14 protein-coding genes are annotated in these 17212 nt (G+C 69.9%); 10 read left to right on the forward strand and 4 right to left on the reverse strand.

Features of this window, described 5'->3' with window-relative positions:
* Positions 1-99: 99 nt before the first annotated feature.
* From ACWGH0_RS03980 to ACWGH0_RS03990, 3 genes are read right to left on the reverse strand one after another with little or no spacing between them, the layout of a single operon-like run.
* Positions 100-1545 (reverse strand): glycoside hydrolase family 43 protein, encoded by a 1446-nt coding sequence (locus ACWGH0_RS03980; protein WP_453402535.1) that lies wholly within the window; start codon positions 1543-1545, stop codon positions 100-102.
* A complete protein-coding gene (locus ACWGH0_RS03985) occupies positions 1542-3761 on the reverse strand; it encodes a glycoside hydrolase family 3 N-terminal domain-containing protein (protein WP_453402536.1) in 2220 nt (739 codons plus the stop codon). Before ACWGH0_RS03985 ends, ACWGH0_RS03980 begins: the two co-directional genes overlap by 4 nt.
* A gap of 9 nt (positions 3762-3770) precedes the next feature.
* Positions 3771-4784 (reverse strand): LacI family DNA-binding transcriptional regulator, encoded by a 1014-nt coding sequence (locus ACWGH0_RS03990; RefSeq protein WP_453402537.1) that lies wholly within the window; start codon positions 4782-4784, stop codon positions 3771-3773.
* Positions 4785-5019: 235 nt separating this feature from the next.
* Here ACWGH0_RS03990 and ACWGH0_RS03995 point away from each other — a divergent pair, with 235 nt between their 5' ends.
* The 9 genes from ACWGH0_RS03995 to ACWGH0_RS04035 all read left to right on the forward strand — a co-directional run bounded on the left by ACWGH0_RS03995 (position 5020) and on the right by ACWGH0_RS04035 (position 14761).
* On the forward strand, positions 5020-6312 hold the full coding sequence (locus ACWGH0_RS03995) for an extracellular solute-binding protein (RefSeq protein ID WP_453402538.1): 1293 nt from the start codon (positions 5020-5022) through the stop codon (positions 6310-6312).
* On the forward strand, positions 6305-7318 hold the full coding sequence (locus ACWGH0_RS04000; protein WP_453402539.1) for a carbohydrate ABC transporter permease: 1014 nt from the start codon (positions 6305-6307) through the stop codon (positions 7316-7318). Before ACWGH0_RS03995 ends, ACWGH0_RS04000 begins: the two co-directional genes overlap by 8 nt.
* Positions 7315-8145, forward strand: a complete 831-nt coding sequence (locus ACWGH0_RS04005; protein ID WP_453402540.1) for a carbohydrate ABC transporter permease — start codon at positions 7315-7317, stop codon at positions 8143-8145. Before ACWGH0_RS04000 ends, ACWGH0_RS04005 begins: the two co-directional genes overlap by 4 nt.
* A gap of 69 nt (positions 8146-8214) precedes the next feature.
* Positions 8215-9579: a glycoside hydrolase family 30 protein gene (locus tag ACWGH0_RS04010; protein ID WP_453402541.1), complete on the forward strand. Its 1365-nt coding sequence runs from the start codon at positions 8215-8217 to the stop codon at positions 9577-9579.
* A gap of 32 nt (positions 9580-9611) precedes the next feature.
* Positions 9612-10646: an endo-1,4-beta-xylanase gene (locus tag ACWGH0_RS04015; RefSeq protein ID WP_453402562.1), complete on the forward strand. Its 1035-nt coding sequence runs from the start codon at positions 9612-9614 to the stop codon at positions 10644-10646.
* Positions 10643-11689, forward strand: a complete 1047-nt coding sequence (locus ACWGH0_RS04020; protein WP_453402542.1) for a Gfo/Idh/MocA family protein — start codon at positions 10643-10645, stop codon at positions 11687-11689. The genes ACWGH0_RS04015 and ACWGH0_RS04020 overlap by 4 nt, the downstream gene beginning before the upstream one ends.
* Positions 11686-12546 carry a DUF6807 domain-containing protein gene (locus ACWGH0_RS04025; RefSeq protein WP_453402543.1) on the forward strand — a complete coding sequence of 287 codons (861 nt, stop codon included), beginning with the start codon at positions 11686-11688 and terminating at the stop codon, positions 12544-12546. The genes ACWGH0_RS04020 and ACWGH0_RS04025 overlap by 4 nt, the downstream gene beginning before the upstream one ends.
* The gene (locus tag ACWGH0_RS04030) at positions 12543-13286 is read left to right on the forward strand and encodes a cupin domain-containing protein (protein WP_453402563.1); all 744 of its coding nucleotides are present in this window, start codon (positions 12543-12545) and stop codon (positions 13284-13286) included. The genes ACWGH0_RS04025 and ACWGH0_RS04030 overlap by 4 nt, the downstream gene beginning before the upstream one ends.
* A complete protein-coding gene (locus tag ACWGH0_RS04035; RefSeq protein WP_453402544.1) occupies positions 13286-14761 on the forward strand; it encodes a non-reducing end alpha-L-arabinofuranosidase family hydrolase in 1476 nt (491 codons plus the stop codon). The genes ACWGH0_RS04030 and ACWGH0_RS04035 overlap by 1 nt, the downstream gene beginning before the upstream one ends.
* Before the next feature lie 97 nt (positions 14762-14858).
* Here ACWGH0_RS04035 and ACWGH0_RS04040 read toward each other — a convergent pair whose 3' ends face one another.
* Positions 14859-16442 (reverse strand): hypothetical protein, encoded by a 1584-nt coding sequence (locus ACWGH0_RS04040; protein WP_453402545.1) that lies wholly within the window; start codon positions 16440-16442, stop codon positions 14859-14861.
* A gap of 222 nt (positions 16443-16664) precedes the next feature.
* On the opposite strand from ACWGH0_RS04040, the gene ACWGH0_RS04045 reads away from it, so the two are divergent.
* The gene (locus ACWGH0_RS04045; protein ID WP_453402546.1) at positions 16665-17198 is read left to right on the forward strand and encodes a 2'-5' RNA ligase family protein; all 534 of its coding nucleotides are present in this window, start codon (positions 16665-16667) and stop codon (positions 17196-17198) included.
* Positions 17199-17212 lie beyond the last annotated feature (14 nt).

A 17212-nucleotide genomic window follows, 5' to 3' on the forward strand; every position in this document is an offset into this window, starting at 1 on the left:
CCGAATTCCGGCGCTCTGGAAAGGACGCCCCGTCGGAGCCGGATCGTGGCTTCACGGGCAATCCGTACACGGCCCGCTCCGACGCTGGTGTCCGGGCGGTTACCGCCGGCTTGGGTACGTGATGTCGAACCTCGTGAAGTGGGCCAGGTTGGTGGAGGGGCGGCCGTTGGAAGTGGCGTACAGGCCGAGTTGGACGCTGGTGAACAACGGCTTGAGGAAGGTGGCTTCGACAGTGGCCAGGTCCTGCCAGGCGCCGTCGGGTGCCGCGTGGCTGAAGGTGTGGGTGAAGCCGCGGATGCGGACCCCCAGGCGAACTGGGCCCGGTGGGACGGAAATACGGGCCAGGACCTCGGGCCCGTGGTGGAGGCTGAGTCCTTCCGTGGTGCGAAGGAAGAGGAGGTGGGTGTCGTCGTCGACGACTACGGCGAGGCCTGCCTGTTCGCCCGGTGCGGCGGGGACGAAGTGCAGTGCGGTGGAGACGTCGCAGTCGGGCTGTTCCTGGGGGCGGGCCAGGAGGGACGGAGTGGTGCGTTCGCCGAGGCGTTCTGGGCGGAGCTGGAGGCGTAGCCCGTCGCCGGTGGTCCAGAACCGCGCGGGTGGGGTCCGCAGGGTGCTCCAGTCGGGGGAGAGGCCGGCGAAGTCGTCGTGAAGGGGACGGCGAAGGTGGTTGTGGGCGACGGGGGAGAAGACCGGCCAGCCGTCGTTCCAGGTGACCCGGCTGAGGAAGGTCTCACGGCCGAGGGCGGAGCCGGGGCGGACGCCCAGGAGGACGGCCCGCCAGTCGCCGTACGGGGTCTGGACGAGGTCGGCGTGCCCGGTGCAGGTGACCGGGCCCTCGGCCGGTGGAAGCACCGGGTTGAGGGGGGCGCCCTTGTAGGGGCCGGTCACGCTGTCGGCGCGCGCTGCCACCACGGTGTGGTCCACATCGGTGCCACCCTCGGCGGTGAGCAGCAGATACGTGCCGTCGATCTTATAGAGGTGTGGGGCTTCCGACCATCGGGCGCCCGGACGGCTTCCCGACCACAGGACGTGCTCGGGTCCCGTGAGCCGTCGTTCGCGGGGAAGGTATTCGCGCATCCAGATCTCGGTGCGGCCGGCGGCCTCGTCCACTACGCGGGCGGCGGTGAACCAGGCCCGGCCGTCGCTGTCTTGCGGCCCGTCGTCGAAGAACAGCGACGGGTCGAAGCCCTCGCCGTCCAGCCAGTGCGGCTCCGACCATGGTCCCGCCGGGTCGGTCGCCGTGACGACGAAATGGCCGGGGCCGTCCATCAGCGTGCAGACGAGATGGAAGACCCCGTCATGGTGCCGGATCGTCGGTGCGAACAGGCCGCGTGAGGGCTCGCACCCGTCGAGGTCGAGCTGGGACGGCCGGTCGAGCGCGGAGCCGAGACGCCGCCAGTTCACCAGGTCGCGGCTGTGGAACACGGGAAGGCCCGGGAACCATTCGAAGCTGGACGTCACCAGGTAGTAGTCCGCTCCGACCCGGCAGACGGACGGGTCGGGCCGGAACCCGGGCAGCACGGGATCACCGAACGACGCGGTCATGGAACCGGGACGATCTCGACCGGCACGGACAGCACCCGGTCGGCCCCCGGGTGACGTACGGGGCCGTGCAGAGTGAAGGAGCCTTGGAGCGGCAGGTCGCCGCTGGACCTTCCGACGGCCACGCGGATCTCTCCGGGTTCCACTCTTCTGCGCAGGTCGACGCCGGTGAAAGAGGTCCGGTCGGCATGGACGGAGAAGGTGATCCGGGCGGCCGCGCCCGGCCGCAGCTCGATTCTGCAGAATCCGGCGAGCCACCGCTGCGGCCGGACGACGGACGCCTCGGGATCCGAGAGGTACAGCTGGACCACCTCGGTCCCGGCCACCTCGCCGACGTTGCGTACGGTGACCGCGACGCGGACGGCTCCGTCCGTCGCGGCGACGGGATCCACCGAGAGCTCCGAGCACGTGAAGCTGGTCCAGCTCAGCCCGTGTCCGAAAGGGAACAGCGGGGTCGGGTCGACCGAGCTCCAGTCGGTGTGCCCGCCGAGCCTGGAGTGCAGATAGGTGCCGGGCTGCCCGCCGACCTGGCGGGGGATGGAGACGGGCAGCCGCCCGGACGGTTCCGCGGCGCCGCTGATGATCCGGGCGAGCGCCGTCCCGCCCTCCTCGCCGGGGAAGAAGGCCTGCACCACGGCGGATGCGCGCTCGGCCAGCGCGCCGAGCGCGTACGGCCGTCCGGAGACGAGGACGAGGACGGTCGGCACCCCGGAGTCCAGGACGGCGGAGGCGAGCGCGGCCTGGTCGCCGGGCAGGTCGAGGGTTTCGGCGTCGCAGCCCTCTCCGGAGGTGCCCCGGCCGAACATGCCGGCCCGGTCCCCGAGCACCACTACGTTCACGTCCGGGTCGTCCGCCGTGACCGTGAACCCGGCAGCGGTGAGCGCCTCGCCGAGCGTCGGGATCTCAAGACCGAGGTCGCCGGGCAGCGCGACGTGATTGGGGAAGGAGTAGCAGCCGAGGAAGGACTGCGGGTCGTCGGCGTACGGCCCGCTGACCGCGACCCGGCACGGCCGCAGCGGCAGGGTGCCGTCGTTGGCGAGCAGTACGGTCGACCGTTCGGCCAGGAGCCTGGCCAGTGCCCGGTTCTCCGGCGGGTCGAGTTCGACCGGCTCGGGCTTGACGGGTTCCCAGGAGGGGTCGAGCAGGCCGAGTTCGGCCTTCTGCAGCAGCACCCGTTCCGCGGCCCGGTCGATGAGCGCCTCGGGTACGTTCCCCGACCGCACGAGTTCCGTCAGCGGCTCGCCGTAGCAGCGGGCCGTGGGCAGTTCGACGTCGATTCCGGCGCTCAGGGCCAGCGCCCCGGCCGCTCCGCGCGATCCGGTGACGCCGTGCCGGGTCTCCAGGAAGGAGACGGCGTAGTAGTCGGCGACGACCACACCGCTGAAACCGAGCTCGCCCCTGAGGAGGTCGGTCAGCAGCCGTTCGTCGGCGGCCACCGGGACGCCGTCCACGTCGGTGTAGCTGTTCATCACCGACCGGGCGCCTCCCTCTCTCAGCGCCCGTACGAAGGGCTCGACCAGCACGTCGGCGAACTCGCGCGGTCCCGAGGCGACGGGGGCCATGTTCCGGCCGCCGCGCGAGGCCGAGTAGCCGGCGAAGTGCTTGAGCGTCGCCACGATCCCGGCGCCCTGCAAGCCCTGCACATAGGCGGTGCCGATCGCTCCGACGAGATAGGGATCCTCGCCGATGCACTCCTCGGTCCTGCCCCACCGGTAGTCGCGGACCACGTCGAGGACCGGAGCCAGTCCCTGGTGGACGCCGACCCGCCGCATGTCCGTGCCGATGGCGGCGGCCATCTGCCGCACGAGGCCGGGGTCGAAGGACGCACCCCAGGCGAGCGGTCCGGGAAAGACCGTGGCCCCGAACGTCATGAAGCCGGTCAGGCACTCCTCGTGGGCGACCGCCGGGATCCCGAACCGGCCTGATCCGGTCACCTGCCGCTGGAGCGAGGCGAGCCGTTCCATTCCGGTTTCCGCGGTGATCGGCGCGGTTCCGTACACCCGGGTGAGCTGGCCGAGCCCCTGGGCGACGATGTCGTCGAGGCCGGGCGCGGACTCGCCGGAATCGTCCTCCATCGGCGCGACGGGCGCTCCCGGATCCGAGGGCAGCGCCCAGAAGGAGGCGAGTTGGCCCGCCTTCTCCTCCAGCGTCATCCGTGTCATCAGATCGGCGACTCGCACGGACGCGGGCAGGAGGGGGTCACGCCAGGGCTCGGTCAAGGGATTCTCCTAGCTACGAGGCGGGGCGGTGGAGAGCCGGACCTTGAGCTCGGTCGAGAGCTCCATCCGGGGGCTGACCAGGGGCTGGTCCTCCAGAAGCTGGAACAGTGTGCGGGCGGCGAGCCGGCCCATCTCCTCCAGCGGCTGACGCACCGTCGTCAGCGGGGGTGACAGCCAGTCGCACATCGGCAGGTCGTCGAAGCCGACCACGCTGAGGTCCCGGGGGATGCTCAACCCGGCCTGCCGGGCGGCTTCGTAGACGCCCATCGCCTGCTGGTCGCTGCCGGCGAAGACGGCGGTCGGTGGCTCGGGGAGGGCGAGCAGTTCCCGGGCGCGCCGGAACCCGCCCTCGTGCTGGAAGTCGCCGAACCGGACCAGGTCGCGGTCCACCTCGATCCCGGCCCGCTCCAGCGCGGCCCGGTACCCGTCGATGCGGGCCTGGCTGCAGAGCATCTCCTTGCGCCCGCCGATCGCGGCGATCCGGCGGTGCCCCATCTCCAGCAGGTGCTCGGTGGCGGCGAGGCCGCCCGCCCAGTTGGTCGCGCCGATGCTCGGCACATCGTTGCCCGGCAGGTCGATCGGGTCGATGACGACCAGCGCCACCCCGGCCCGTTCGACCTGGGCGCGCTGCGCCTGGGTGACCGAGGCGGTGACGAGGATGACGCCGTCGCTGTGGTGCAGGACCGGCAGTGCGGCCCAGCTCGACGGCGTGGCCTCGCCGGGTGGGACGAGCGACACGACGGTGCCGACGCTCCGCCGGGCGCATTCGGCCTCGACGCCGCGCAGTATCTCCACCGCCCACGCGCTGTCCAGCCCCCCGATGATCAGGTCGACCAGGCCCGACCTGCGGGCCCTGCCCTGCCGGCCGGGCTGCAGGTAGTTGTGGGATCGCAGCAGGGTCTCGATCCGTTCGCGTGTCGAGGACGCGACATCGGAGCGGCCGTTGAGCACCTTGGACACGGTGGCCTGGGAGACCCCCGCCTCCGCGGCGATGACGGCCAGGGTCGGACGCGGTTCGCTCAACTTCTCTCCTCTGCGCGGGCGCGCTGTGGGCGGCGACAAGTACCGCAAACTTTTCGAAGAGTTTCCGGTCGGCGTGACCTGCTTGTCAAGCCGTAACAACCGCTGTTTTAAAGGAAATCGGTGACAAGTCTTGACCGGCAAGCCCCGCGTTCCTAGTTTGTGGCAGCATCGGAATTCGAGAGTGTTACGAAATATTTTCGAGCTCGAATCGGCATTCACCGACCCCGGAGGTCCCATGGCCAGCACCCCCCCGAGTCGACGACGCTTCCTGGCGCTCTCGGGCCTGACCGCACTGTCCGTCTCGCTGACCGCGGCCTGCGGCGGTGACGGTTCCGGCGACAAGCCGGCGGCCGACGGCAAGGTGACCTTCGCGTGGTGGAACATCGCCACGACGGAACCCGGCAAGTCCCTCTTCCCGCAGATCTCCTCGGCGTTCACGGCCGCTCACCCGAACGTCAGGATCGAGACGACCTCGTTGGAGAACGAGGCGTTCAAGTCCAAGCTGACCGCCACCACCTCTTCCGGGAAGCTTCCCGACGTCTTCCAGACCTGGGGCGGCGGCGTGCTGCAGCAGCAGGTCGACGCGGGGCTGGTCGAGGACCTCACCGACGCGTTCGACTGGTCCTCCGACCTCACCCCGGTGTCGCTGCAGGCCTACCAGGTCGAGGGCCGTACCTACGCGGTGCCCTACGACATCGGCATGGTCGGCTTCTGGTACAACAAGAAGCTCTTCGCCAAGGCCGGTATCACCGCGCCGCCGAAAACATGGGCCGATCTCCTCGAAGACGTGAAGAAGCTCAAGGCGGCGGGCGTCACTCCTATCGCCCTCGCGGGCAAGGAGAAATGGCCGGGCCACTACTACTGGGCCTACCTCGCGATGCGCGTCGCGGGCCTCCCCGCGCTGCAGCGGGCCGCGACCACCAAGGACTTCACCGGCGCCGGCTTCGTCCAGGCCGGTACCCACCTCAAGGATCTGGTCGACCTCCAGCCGTTCCAGGCGGCCTTCCTCGGCGCCGGCTACGCCACCCCGGGCGGCCAGGCCGCGACCATGGGCAACGGCAAGGCCGCCATGGAGCTGATGGGGCAGTGGGGACCGTCGGTGCAGAAGGACGCGGGCGCCGACCTGGGAGCGGACCTCGGCTTCTTCCCCTTCCCGACGGTCGACGGCGGAGTGGGCCGGGCCACCGAGGTGTTCGGCGGCGGCGGCGGCTTCGCGCTGCGCAAGGGAGCCCCGAAGGAGGCCCTGGACTTCCTGAAGTTCCTCGTTCTGGAGAACCAGTCGAAACTGCTGGATTCCAACGGCTACCTGCCGGTGGTCAAGGGCGCGGAGCGCCGGCTCACCGACGCCAACAAGAAGGTGGTGGCCGCCAGCCTGGTCAAGGCGACCGGGTTCCAGCTCTTCCTCGACCAGGCCTACCCGCCGGCGGTCGGACAGGAGGTCAACGACAGTGTCGCCGACCTCATCGCGGGCAAGAAGACGCCCGAGCAGGTCACCCAGTCGATCACCGAGGCTGCGAAGGGTGCCTAGCCCCGTGGCCACCGCGGCCAAGGACCCGGCCAAGGACCCGGCCGAGGAGCGGACACAGGAGGCCGTACCCGCGCGCTCGCACGCCCCGGCCCGGTCGCTCCCGCGCGCGCTCGGCAGCTGGGCTTCGATCGCCTGGTTCCTCGTCCCGGCTCTGGTCCTCTTCCTCGTCTTCGTCCTCGCCCCGATCGTCGTCGCCGTCCGCACCAGCTTCTTCAAGTGGGGCGGAATCGGCCCGATGGACGACTTCGTCGGCCTGGAGAACTACGCCAAGCTGTTCGCCGATCAGGTCTTCCTCGGCGACATGGGGCGCGGCCTGTACCTGATCGTCCTGTCGATCACGGTGCAGTTGCCCTTCGCACTGTTCACCGCGGTCCTGCTCAACCAGAAGCTGCGCGGCCGGGCCGTCTACCGCATGCTGTTCTTCGCGCCGTACATCCTGTCCGAGGTGGTCACGGCGGTCCTCTTCACCATGATCTTCCTTCCCGGCGACGGCATGGCCGACCACCTCGCCGGCGCCCTGGGCCTGGAGGGACTGCAGGGCAAGTGGCTCGCCGAACCCTCGACGGTCATGCCGACCCTGTTCGTGGTCATGACCTGGAAGTACTTCGGCTTCCACATGATGCTCTTCCTCGCCGGGCTGCAGAGCATCCCGCGCGAAGTCCTCGACGCCGCCTCCATCGACGGCGCCGGCGCCTGGCAGCGGTTCCGGTACGTGACGCTGCCGCTGCTCGGCCCGACGGTCCGGATCAGCGTCTTCCTCTCGGTCATCGGGGCCATCCAGCTCTTCGACCTCGTCTGGGTCATGACCGCGGGCGGGCCCAACCACTCCTCCGAGACGATGGCGATCTCGATGTTCCAGTTCGGGTTCAAGCGCTACCAGGTCGGCTACGCCAGTGCGATCAGCGTGGTGCTGTTCATGATCAGTCTGGTTTTCTCGCTCTTCTACCAGCGTTACGTGCTCCGCCGTGACCTGAGCGGGGCCGTCACCACGGGAGGCGGCCGATGAACGCCCGCAAGACGGTACGCGGCCTGTCGACGCACGCCGTGGTACTGCTGATCGCCGCGTTCGTCGTCGTGCCGCTGATCTACGCGGTGATATCCGGGTTCAAGAGCACCGGCGAGCTGACGACCAATCCGTTTGGGCTGCCGGAGCGCTGGAAGACCGGCAACTACACCGGCATTCTCGGCGACGGAATGTTCTGGCGTCAGATCGCCAACAGCGCGGGCATCGCGATCGGTACGACATGCTGCACGGTGGCGGCCTCCGCGATGGCGGCGTTCGTACTGGCCCGCTACGCCTTCCGCGGCAGGGAGCTGTTCTACACGCTGTTCACGATCGGTCTGATGTTCCCGTTCGCGGTGGCCGTCCTGCCGCTGTTCCTGCTGCTGCGCAACTTCGACCTGCTCGACAACCCGCTCGGAGTGATCCTCCCGCAGGCCGCCTTCGGGCTCCCCATGACGATCATCATTCTGCGCGGCTTCTTCCGGACCATCCCGGCGGAGGTCGAGGAGGCGGCGGTCATGGACGGCTGCGGCAAGTTCCGCTTCTTCTGGAAGATCCTGCTGCCGATGGCGCGGCCGGCGCTCGGCACGGTCTCGGTGCTGGCGATCGTCGCGAGCTGGAACAACTTCTTCCTGCCGCTGCTGGTGTTCAACGACCCGAAGTGGCAGACGATCCCCGTCGGCGTCCAGCAGTTCCAGGGCCAGTACTCGACCGACTACGCGCTCGTCCTCGCGTACATCGTGCTCGCCATGGTCCCCGCCCTCGCCTTCTACGCCGTCGCCGAGCGCCAGCTGATCGGCGGCCTCACCGCCGGCGCCACCAAGGGCTGACCCGTCCCGCGTGCCCTCCACCCCCGAGGAGAGCTTGTGAAACGCCTGACCTCACTGACAGCCGTCCTGATGTTGGCACTGACATCGCAGGCCGCTGCCACCCCCGCGCGACCCGCCGCCGACCCCGCGCCACCCGTGATCGACTTCCACGCCGAACTCCAGCCCATCGACGGATTCGGCTTCTCGATGGCGTTCCAGCGGGCCGACCTGCTGCACGGCGCGCGCGGCCTCGGCCCGGCCAAGCAGCGAGAGGTGCTCGACCTGCTACTCAGCAAGGACAAGGGCGCGGGCCTGTCGATCCTGCGCCTGGGCATCGGGTCGTCGACCGACAGGGTCTACGACCACATGCCGACGATCCTGCCGGCCGATCCCGGCGGGCCGGACGCCACACCGAAGTACGTCTGGGACGGCTGGGACGGCGGCCAGGTCTGGCTCGCCAAAGAGGCCAAGGCCTACGGCGTCGAACGGTTCTTCGCAGACGCCTGGAGCGCCCCGGCCTTCATGAAGACCAACGGCAGCGAGAACGACGGCGGCGAGCTGCTGCCCGAATGGCGTCAGGCATACGCGAACTACCTCGTCCAGTACGCGAAGTTCTACCAGCGCGAAGGCATCAGGATCACCGACCTGGGATTCACCAACGAACCCGACTGGACGGCGACCTACGCCTCGATGCGGTTCACGCCGCGGCAGGCTGTCGACTTCCTCAAGGTCCTCGGGCCGACCGTCCGCGCATCCGGCATGAACACCGGCCTGGTCTGCTGCGACGCCGCGGGCTGGGACCGGCAGGTCGCCTACACCGAGGCCATCGAGGCCGACCCCGTGGCCGGCAAGGCCGTGCGGACCATCACCGGCCACCGCTACAGCGGTCCGACCGCGGTCCCGCAGCCGACCGGCAAGCGCGTATGGATGTCGGAATGGTCGCCGGACGGCACCACCTGGAACGAGAACTGGGACGACGGCAGCGGCTACGACGGATTCACCGTGGCGGCCGACATCCAGAACACCCTGACCGCCGGAAACGCCAACGCCTACGTCTACTGGACCGGCGCGTCCCTCGGCGCGACGCGAGGGCTCATCCAGCTCGCCAACCCCGGTGACGACTACCGGGTGTCCAAGCGGTACTGGGCGCTGGCCGCCTTCAGCCGGTTCATCCGCCCCGACGCCGTCCGCGTACCGGTCACGAACGCCGACCCGGCCCTGCGGATCACTGCCTTCCGCAACACCGACGGCAGCCGCGTGATCGAGGTCCTCAACACCGCGACCACCGATAGTTCCGCCGCGTTCGCTCTGCGCGGCGGGAAGGACCGGCACCCCGAGGGCTACGTCACCGACGAGACCCGCTCGATCACCCCGGCCGACATCGTCTCCACGCACGGCACGACGCTCACGGCGACGCTCGCCCCGCGAGCGCTCACCACGATCGTCCTCGACTGAACCCCCCAGCGCCCGAGGAGTCCGGCATGTCCATGCCCCGGAGTTTCGCCGCCCTTTCCGTCGTCGTCTGCCTGGCGACCGGCCTCGCCGCCGCGCCCGCGGCCGCCGAGCACCGTCCCAGGACGCTCGGCGAACTGGCCAAGAAGCACCACAAGTACTTCGGCTCCGCAACCGACAACCCCGAGTTCGGCGACGCCGCCTATCTGAAACTCCTCGGCAGCGAATTCGGGCAGACCACCCCCGGCAACGCCATGAAGTGGTACGCCACCGAGCCCGAGCGCGGCGTCTTCGATTTCACCGCCGCCGACGAGGTCGTGGCCTTCGCCAAGGCCCACCACCAGAAGGTCCGCGGCCACACCCTCGTGTGGCACAACCAGCTCCCCGCCTGGCTCACCGAGGGCACCTGGACCGCCGACGAGCTGCGCGCCATCCTCAAGAACCACATACAGACGGTCGTCCGCCACTACAAGGGCCAGGTGATCCACTGGGACGTCGTCAACGAGGCCTTCAACGAGGACGGAACCTACCGCGAGACGCTCTTCTACAAGACGCTCGGCCCCGGCTACATCGCCGACGCCCTGCGCTGGGCCCACCAGGCCGACCGGCACGCAAAGCTCTACCTCAACGACTACAACGTCGACGGGATCGGCCCCAAGAGCGACGCCTATTACACCCTGATCAAGCAGTTGAAAGCCGACGGCGTTCCGGTCGAGGGCTTCGGCATCCAGGGCCATCTGGCGCTCCAGTACGGCTTCCCCGCCGACGTCCGGCAGAACATGCAGCGCTTCGCCGACCTCGGCGTCGAGGTCGCCGTGACCGAACTCGACATCAGGATGAACCTCCCCGCGACCCCCGAGAAGCTCGCCACCCAGGCCACCTGGTACGCCGACTACGTCAAGGCCTGCCTGGCCGTCAGGAAGTGCGTCGGCATCACCATCTGGGACTACACGGACAAGTACTCCTGGATCCCCTCCGTCTTCCCCGGTGAGGGTGCGGCACTGCCCTACGACGAGAACCTGGCGCCCAAGCCCGCCTATCACTCGATCAGGAAGGTGCTGGGCGGATGATCAGGACGGCGATCGTCGGAACGGGCGGCATCGCGGGCATCTGCCACGTTCCCGCCCTCCGGGCCCAGGAGCACCGGGCCGTGATCGTGGCAGCCGTCGACGTGGACGCCGCGCGCGCCGGGGCGTTCGCGGCCGAGCACGGCATTCCCGCGGTCTACACCGACCTGCACACCATGCTCCAGGAACAGAGCCCTGACCTCGTGCACCTGTGCACGCCGCCGTTCCTGCACGCCGAACAGGCCGTCGCCTGCCTGAAGTCGGGGGCTTGGGTGTGGTGCGAGAAGCCGGTGGGGCTGTCGCTGGCCGAACTCGACCGGATCCATGCGGCCGAGGGGCCCGCCGTCGCGGGCGCGGTGTTCCAGCACAGGTACGGCACCGGGGCCCGGTACCTGCGCGACCGGATCGGGGCGGGGACGCTGGGCCGTCCCCTGGTCGCGCAGTGCGTGACCGCGTGGTACCGCGACGACGCCTACTACGGCGTGCCGTGGCGCGGCACATGGGAGAGCGAGGGCGGTGGTCCGACGCTGGGCCACGGCATCCACCAGATGGACCTGATGCTCGAGGTGCTCGGCGCATGGGCCGAGGTACGGGCGATGGCCGGCCGCCTGGAGCGCCACGTCCAGACCGAGGACGTGTCCGCGGCCCTGGTCCGGTTCGAGAACGGAGCCATCGCGACGGTCGTCAACAGCGTCCTTTCCCCACGCGAGGAAAGCTACCTGCGGTTCGATCTCACCGACGCCACGATCGAACTGCGCCACCTGTACGGCTACTCCAACGCGGACTGGACGTTCACCCCCGGGCCGTCCGGCGCGAAGTGGGAGCCGCCGGAGGACCTGCCCAGCTCGCACACCGCCCAGCTCGCGGCCTTCCTGGACGGCTACGACGCGGGCATACGGCTCGACCTCGGCAGACCCACCATGGAACTGGTCACCGCCCTGTACAAGGCCGCCATCACCGGCCTGCCGGTCCGGCGCGGGGAGATCGACGCGGCCGACCCCTTCTACGGCTCACTCAACGGAGGGCGCCCGGAGGTGTTCCGATGACGCTCGCACTCATCGAGAACGAGAGCTCTCTCATCGTCCGGACGCGCGGCGTCGACCTCTTCCAGTACGTGCACCGCCCCGTCATGGACCCCTTCGAGGCGCCGAAGCCCTACCTGCATCCGGTGCGCACGCTCGCCGGCGACGTGGTCACGGGGTACCGGCCGCACGACCACCGCTGGCACAAGGGCGTCCAGATGACGGCGTCGTGGGTGTCGGGGCAGAACTTCTGGGGCGGCGGCACCTACCTGCGCGACCAGGGCTACGTCGACCTGCCGAACCTCGGCACGATGCGCAGCCTCGCCGTATCCGCCACAACCGGCCACGGCCGCGCCGTCATCACCGAACATCTCGCCTGGCACACCATGGCGGGGGAGCACTGGATCGACGAGCACCGCACGCTGACCGCCCGCGACGTCGAGGCCGACTCCTGGACCCTGGACGTCACCGTCGCGCTGACCAACGTCCACGACACCGAGCTGACGTTCGGCAGCCCCGGCACACAGGGCAGGGAGCACGCCGGATACTCCGGTTTGTTCTGGCGCGGCCCGCGCGCCTTCACCGGCGGCGACGTGATCGGCCCCGCGATGGGCGAGCGGGGCGACTGGCTGGCCTTCATCGGCACACACGACGAGGTCGACCGCTCCTCCACGCTGCTGTTCCTGGACGATCCGGACAGCCCCTGCCACTGGTTCGTCCGCAGTGAACCCATCCCCGCCGTCAACCCGTCTCTGGCGTTCGACAAGGAACTGCCGCTGGCATCGGGCGACACCCTGTCGCGCCGCTACCGGATCGTCGTGGCCGACGGCGCGTGGACCCCCGGGCGCCTGACCCGCCATGTCGTGGAACACCCGTGGTGACCCGGCTCCCCGGCAGCGTGGGAGTCTCCGGGCTGACCGTGTACGAGTGGGAGGCCGCCGACGGGCTGTGCGGCGGCACACCACACATGCACCTCGTCTGCTCCGAAGCCTACGTCGTCACCGGCGGCACGGGCAGCGTCCAGACTCTCACCGCCTCCGGCTTCGCCGACACCCCGCTGCACCCCGGTGACGTCGTCTGGTTCACCCCCGGCACGATCCACCGCCTCGTCAACGGCGGCGGTCTGCGCCTCGTGGTGCTCATGCAGAACAGCGGACTCCCCGAGGCCGGCGACGCCGTCTTCACCTTCCCCGCGCCCGTGCTGGCCGATCCCCACGCCTACCGGGCGGCGGCCGCCATGACCGGCAACCGGGCCGCGGCAGCCCGCCGCCGCCGCGACCTGGCACTCGAGGGTTTCCTGGCCCTGCGCGAAGGCGGGCTGCGCGAGTTCCACCTCGCGGCCCATCGCCTGAAAAGAGGGCTCCTGGACGACTGGCGGCTCCGCTGGCGTGACGGCCCCTTGGCCGCGGCCGTCGAAACCGGCCGTCAGCTGGAACGGCTGAAGGCCGGAGACCTTACCCACCTCGGCCACGGCGAAGTGTCGCGACTCGAGCGCCCGCAGCACCCACTCTTCGGCATGTGCGGCCTCCTGCACACCTATGCCGTCCCCGACCCCCCGACACCCCCGTTCCGCGGTTCGTCGGGTTCGCCTCACCTCCGTCCCCCAAAGGAGCTGTCCTGATGCGGTTTCGCCATCCACCCCTGGTCATAAGTCTCGTACTCGCGGTCCTGTCGTCCTTACTCCTCGGGGCCGCTCTCCTCGGCGCCCCGCCCGCCGCCGCGGCGACCGTCGACCCCAGCGCCTCGTACGTTCTGGTCAACCGCAACAGCGGCAAGGCACTGGACGTCTACAACCTGGCGACCAGCGACGGTGCCCGCATCACCCAGTGGACCAGGAACGATCAGAACCAGCAGCAGTGGCAGTTCGTGGACTCCGGCGGCGGCTACTACCGCATCAAGTCCCGCCACTCCGGCAAGGTGCTCGACGTCCACAACAAGTCCACCGCGAACGGCGGCCCGATCGTCCAGTGGGCCGACCTGAACGGTACCAACCAGCAGTGGCGCCTGGCCGACAGCTCGGACGGCTACGTGAGGTTCATCGCGCGCCACAGCAACAAGGCCCTCGAAGTACAAGGCGGCTCCACCGCCGACAACGCGAACATCGTCCAGTACGACGACTGGGGCGGCAGCAACCAGCAGTGGCAGCTCGTCCGGGTCGGCGCCGGCAACCCCGGCACGTGCACTCTTCCCTCGACGTACCGCTGGACATCGACCGGCGCGCTGGCGCAGCCCAGGTCGGGGTGGGCCTCGCTCAAGGACTTCACCGTCGTCCCCCACAACGGCAAGCAGCTCGTCTACGCGACGACGCACGGCGCCGCGGGAACGGGGGCGGGCTGGGGTTCGATGAACTTCACACCGTTCACCAACTGGTCGGAGATGGCCTCGGCCGGCCAGAACACGATGTCGACTTCCGCCGTCGCGCCCACGCTCTTCTACTTCGCGCCGAAGAACGTCTGGGTGCTCGCCTACCAGTGGGGCGCGACCACCTTCTCCTACCGGACGTCGAGCGATCCCACCAACCCGAATGGCTGGTCCGCACCGAAGGAGCTCTTCTCCGGAACCATCGCCGGCTCCGCAACAGGACCCATCGACCAGACGCTCATCGCTGACGGGACGAACATGTACCTGTTCTTCGCCGGCGACAACGGCAAGATCTACCGGGCCAGTATGCCGATCGGGAACTTCCCGGGCAGTTTCGGCACGACCTCCACAGTGGTCATGAGCGATACGACGAACAACCTGTTCGAAGCCCCACAGGTCTACAAGCTCCAGGGCCAGGACCGCTACCTCATGATCGTCGAGGCGATCGGCTCGCAGGGCCGTTACTTCCGCTCGTTCACGGCCACCAGTCTCAACGGCTCGTGGACGCCCCAGGCCGCGACCGAGAGCAACGCCTTCGCCGGCAAGGCCAACAGCGGCGCCACCTGGACCAACGACATCAGCCACGGCGAACTGCTCCGTACCAGCCCCGACCAGACCATGACCGTCGATCCCTGCAACCTGCAGTTGCTCTACCAGGGGCGCAGTCCCAGCTCCGACGGTGTCGACTACGGCCTCCTGCCCTACCGGCCGGGCCTGCTGACACTGCAGCGCTGACACCCTGACACCGGTCCGGCTCCGGTGCGGAGCCGGCTCGGCGGGCTCGGCGGGCTCGGCGGGCTCGGCGGGCTCGGCGGAAGGCCGAGCCCGCCCCTCAGGACCGACCTTCGCCACACGGCCCGTCTTGAGCCACCAGTCGGCGGATCGTGTCCAAGTCCAGCGCCGCGTTCGCCGCAGCGTCGTGGGCCAACTCCTCGTCGTCGAGGAGTACTACCAGCCGGGACCGCGGAAGGTTCGGGTGGCGCGTCGCCGCGGACCTCACGGCATGTTCGGGGTCCTGGGTGAGCCGCTCCACGGCTGCCGGCTCGGTTCCGGGGTCGCGTGCGGCCAACGCCCGGACCTCGGGGTCGTCGTGGTCGGCGAAGGCGGCCAGTCCGTGGGTCGGGAAGTTCGGCCGGGTGGTGAGGTGGCCGCGCTCGCGCCCGGCGTATTCGAGGAAGCTGCGCAGCAGAAGTGGCGCGGGGGCGTCCGGATGGTTCTGGGCCAGCAGGACGCGTACGCCGAGGTCGTCGTCGGCGGCCAGGCGTGCGACGAGGTCCGGTGGCAGCAGGTGGTCCCTGGCTGCCTGCCGGCGGAGCATCGGGTGCTGGGAGTGTGCGTTGCGGCGGACGGTCGTGGGATCCCGTGGCACCTCGGGCGCAGGACAGAAGACGAAGGGATGGTCCATGGGGACCCGGTAGTCGATCCGGGCCCGCTCCTCCTCGCTCAGTGCGGGGTGGAGGGACACGGCCAGCCGCACGTCGGGGTGAACGTCCGTCATGAGCGTGCGGAGCTCGGCCGGCTCCAGGTCGGCGCGGTACGCCACCCGCGTGCGCACGTCCGGATCCGGATCGGCGACGAGTGCGCGGCGCTCGGCGGGTCCGAGGTCTGCGCGTCGCGCGATGTGGCCCCGTATCTCCGGATCCGAGTCGGCGGCCAGGAGGACCACCGCGTCGGGAGGGAGTGTGGGGTTGACGGCGATCATCGCCCTGTCCTCCTTGCCGACGGGCCTGGCGAGGACACCCTCCACCACGGCTCTGGTGAGGGGGCGGTGGAGCAGCAGGTCGGTGCGGGCGTGGCACGGCCGGTCAGGGAGCGCACTCTCCACCCACGCCGGATCCTGACGGCGCGCGTACCGCTGAGCCTTCTCCCGGACCTCGCGGTCGGGATCCGTGAGGAGGGCGGCCCGCGTGTCCGCGGACAGTGATGTCCACCCGTCGACCCCCCAGAGGCGGACCTTCGCGATCGGATGGGTGGGCATGGATAGGCGCAGTTCGGTGGAGATCTGCTGGTAGAAGGGACCGCCCAGGAGTTCGTCGTCGTACGTGCTGATCATGTGGACGACGGCGTCGTCGGGCAGGGGCCTGGGCCGGTCGGCGCCGGCCACCCGCAGTCCCTCGGCCAGGTGGGCGCGGACGAACCACTCGGGATCATCCACCAGCCGAGCCCGCTGGGCCGGATCGACATGGGGGTTGCGGGCGAAGAAGCTGCGGGTGCGGGTGTCGGGGTGCTCGATCACGGCGTCGACGACGGCGTCGGGCAGGATCCGGTCCCGGCACAGCACCATCCGTGCGGCAAGCGGAGCGTCGGAGAGCAGCCGCAGGAGGATGCTCTCCGGCACGGACGGATTGAGAGCCAGCCCGGCGAGTCGACGGGTGGGGAGATCGGCGTCCGCCCAGATCTGCTCAGGCGTAGGCATGCCTTGTACCCCCAGGTGTGTCAACCGGCCTCGTGAAGAGTTGGCCCACGACCATATCCGCTGGTGGTCGACGTGCTGGCCGGCACCATGGCCCCACCACGTCCACGGCACCGCCGCCCGGGCAAGGAGCAACAGGCCGCCGTCGCCGCGGGCGTTGTGATTCGCCTGACGGCCCGGCCGAGGTGCGGCGGCACCGCAGGGGATCGCAGGTAGTCTGCGGCGGTGCGCACGGTCGAGGTCCTGTTGGACGAGACGGCAGAGCTGGCGGTCCGGGAGGCCTGGCGGCTGCTGGCGGATGCGGGGCTGCCGAGTCAGGCGCGCCACCGTTCACCGACGAACCGCCCGCACCTCACGCTGGCCGCCTGCCCGGAGCTGACGGCCCCGATTCGCTGGGAGCTCGCCGAGGTGGCCGCCGCCCTGCCGTTGTCGGTGCACTTCACCGGCGTGGTCCGTTTCGAGCGGCCCACCTCGGTGCTGGCCTGGGCGCTGGACTGCGACTCGGTGCTCGCCGGCTTGCAACGCCGGGTGTGGGAGGCGGTGGCCTCGGACAGCCCGCCCGCGACCCTCAACCCCTTCCACGAACCCACGCGCTGGAGCCCGCACATCACCCTCGGCCGCACCCGGCGGGCCGGCGCCTTCGCCGGCCGGCGGATCCCCGAACTGCTGCCGGCGCCGCCGCTGTCCGCGCGGCTCACCACCCTGCGCAGCTACGACACCGAGACCGGCGCCCTGGAGGTACTGGAACCCCGTCCTTGAGAAGGCGTCATCGG

It is taken from the genome of Streptomyces sp. NPDC054887 (assembly GCF_053610585.1).

Excerpts from the sequence above, each read along its gene's own strand:
- ACWGH0_RS03980 (WP_453402535.1), bottom strand. The coding sequence starts at position 1,545 with ATGACCGCGTCGTTCGGTGATCCCGTGCTGCCCGGGTTCCGGCCCGAC.
- ACWGH0_RS03995 (WP_453402538.1), top strand. The coding sequence starts at position 5,020 with ATGGCCAGCACCCCCCCGAGTCGACGACGCTTCCTGGCGCTCTCGGGC.
- ACWGH0_RS04005 (WP_453402540.1), top strand. The coding sequence starts at position 7,315 with ATGAACGCCCGCAAGACGGTACGCGGCCTGTCGACGCACGCCGTGGTA.
- ACWGH0_RS04025 (WP_453402543.1), top strand. The coding sequence starts at position 11,686 with ATGACGCTCGCACTCATCGAGAACGAGAGCTCTCTCATCGTCCGGACG.
- ACWGH0_RS04010 (WP_453402541.1), top strand. The coding sequence starts at position 8,215 with ATGTTGGCACTGACATCGCAGGCCGCTGCCACCCCCGCGCGACCCGCC.
- ACWGH0_RS04035 (WP_453402544.1), top strand. The coding sequence starts at position 13,286 with ATGCGGTTTCGCCATCCACCCCTGGTCATAAGTCTCGTACTCGCGGTC.
- ACWGH0_RS04015 (WP_453402562.1), top strand. The coding sequence starts at position 9,612 with ATGCCCCGGAGTTTCGCCGCCCTTTCCGTCGTCGTCTGCCTGGCGACC.
- ACWGH0_RS04020 (WP_453402542.1), top strand. The coding sequence starts at position 10,643 with ATGATCAGGACGGCGATCGTCGGAACGGGCGGCATCGCGGGCATCTGC.
- ACWGH0_RS04040 (WP_453402545.1), bottom strand. The coding sequence starts at position 16,442 with ATGCCTACGCCTGAGCAGATCTGGGCGGACGCCGATCTCCCCACCCGT.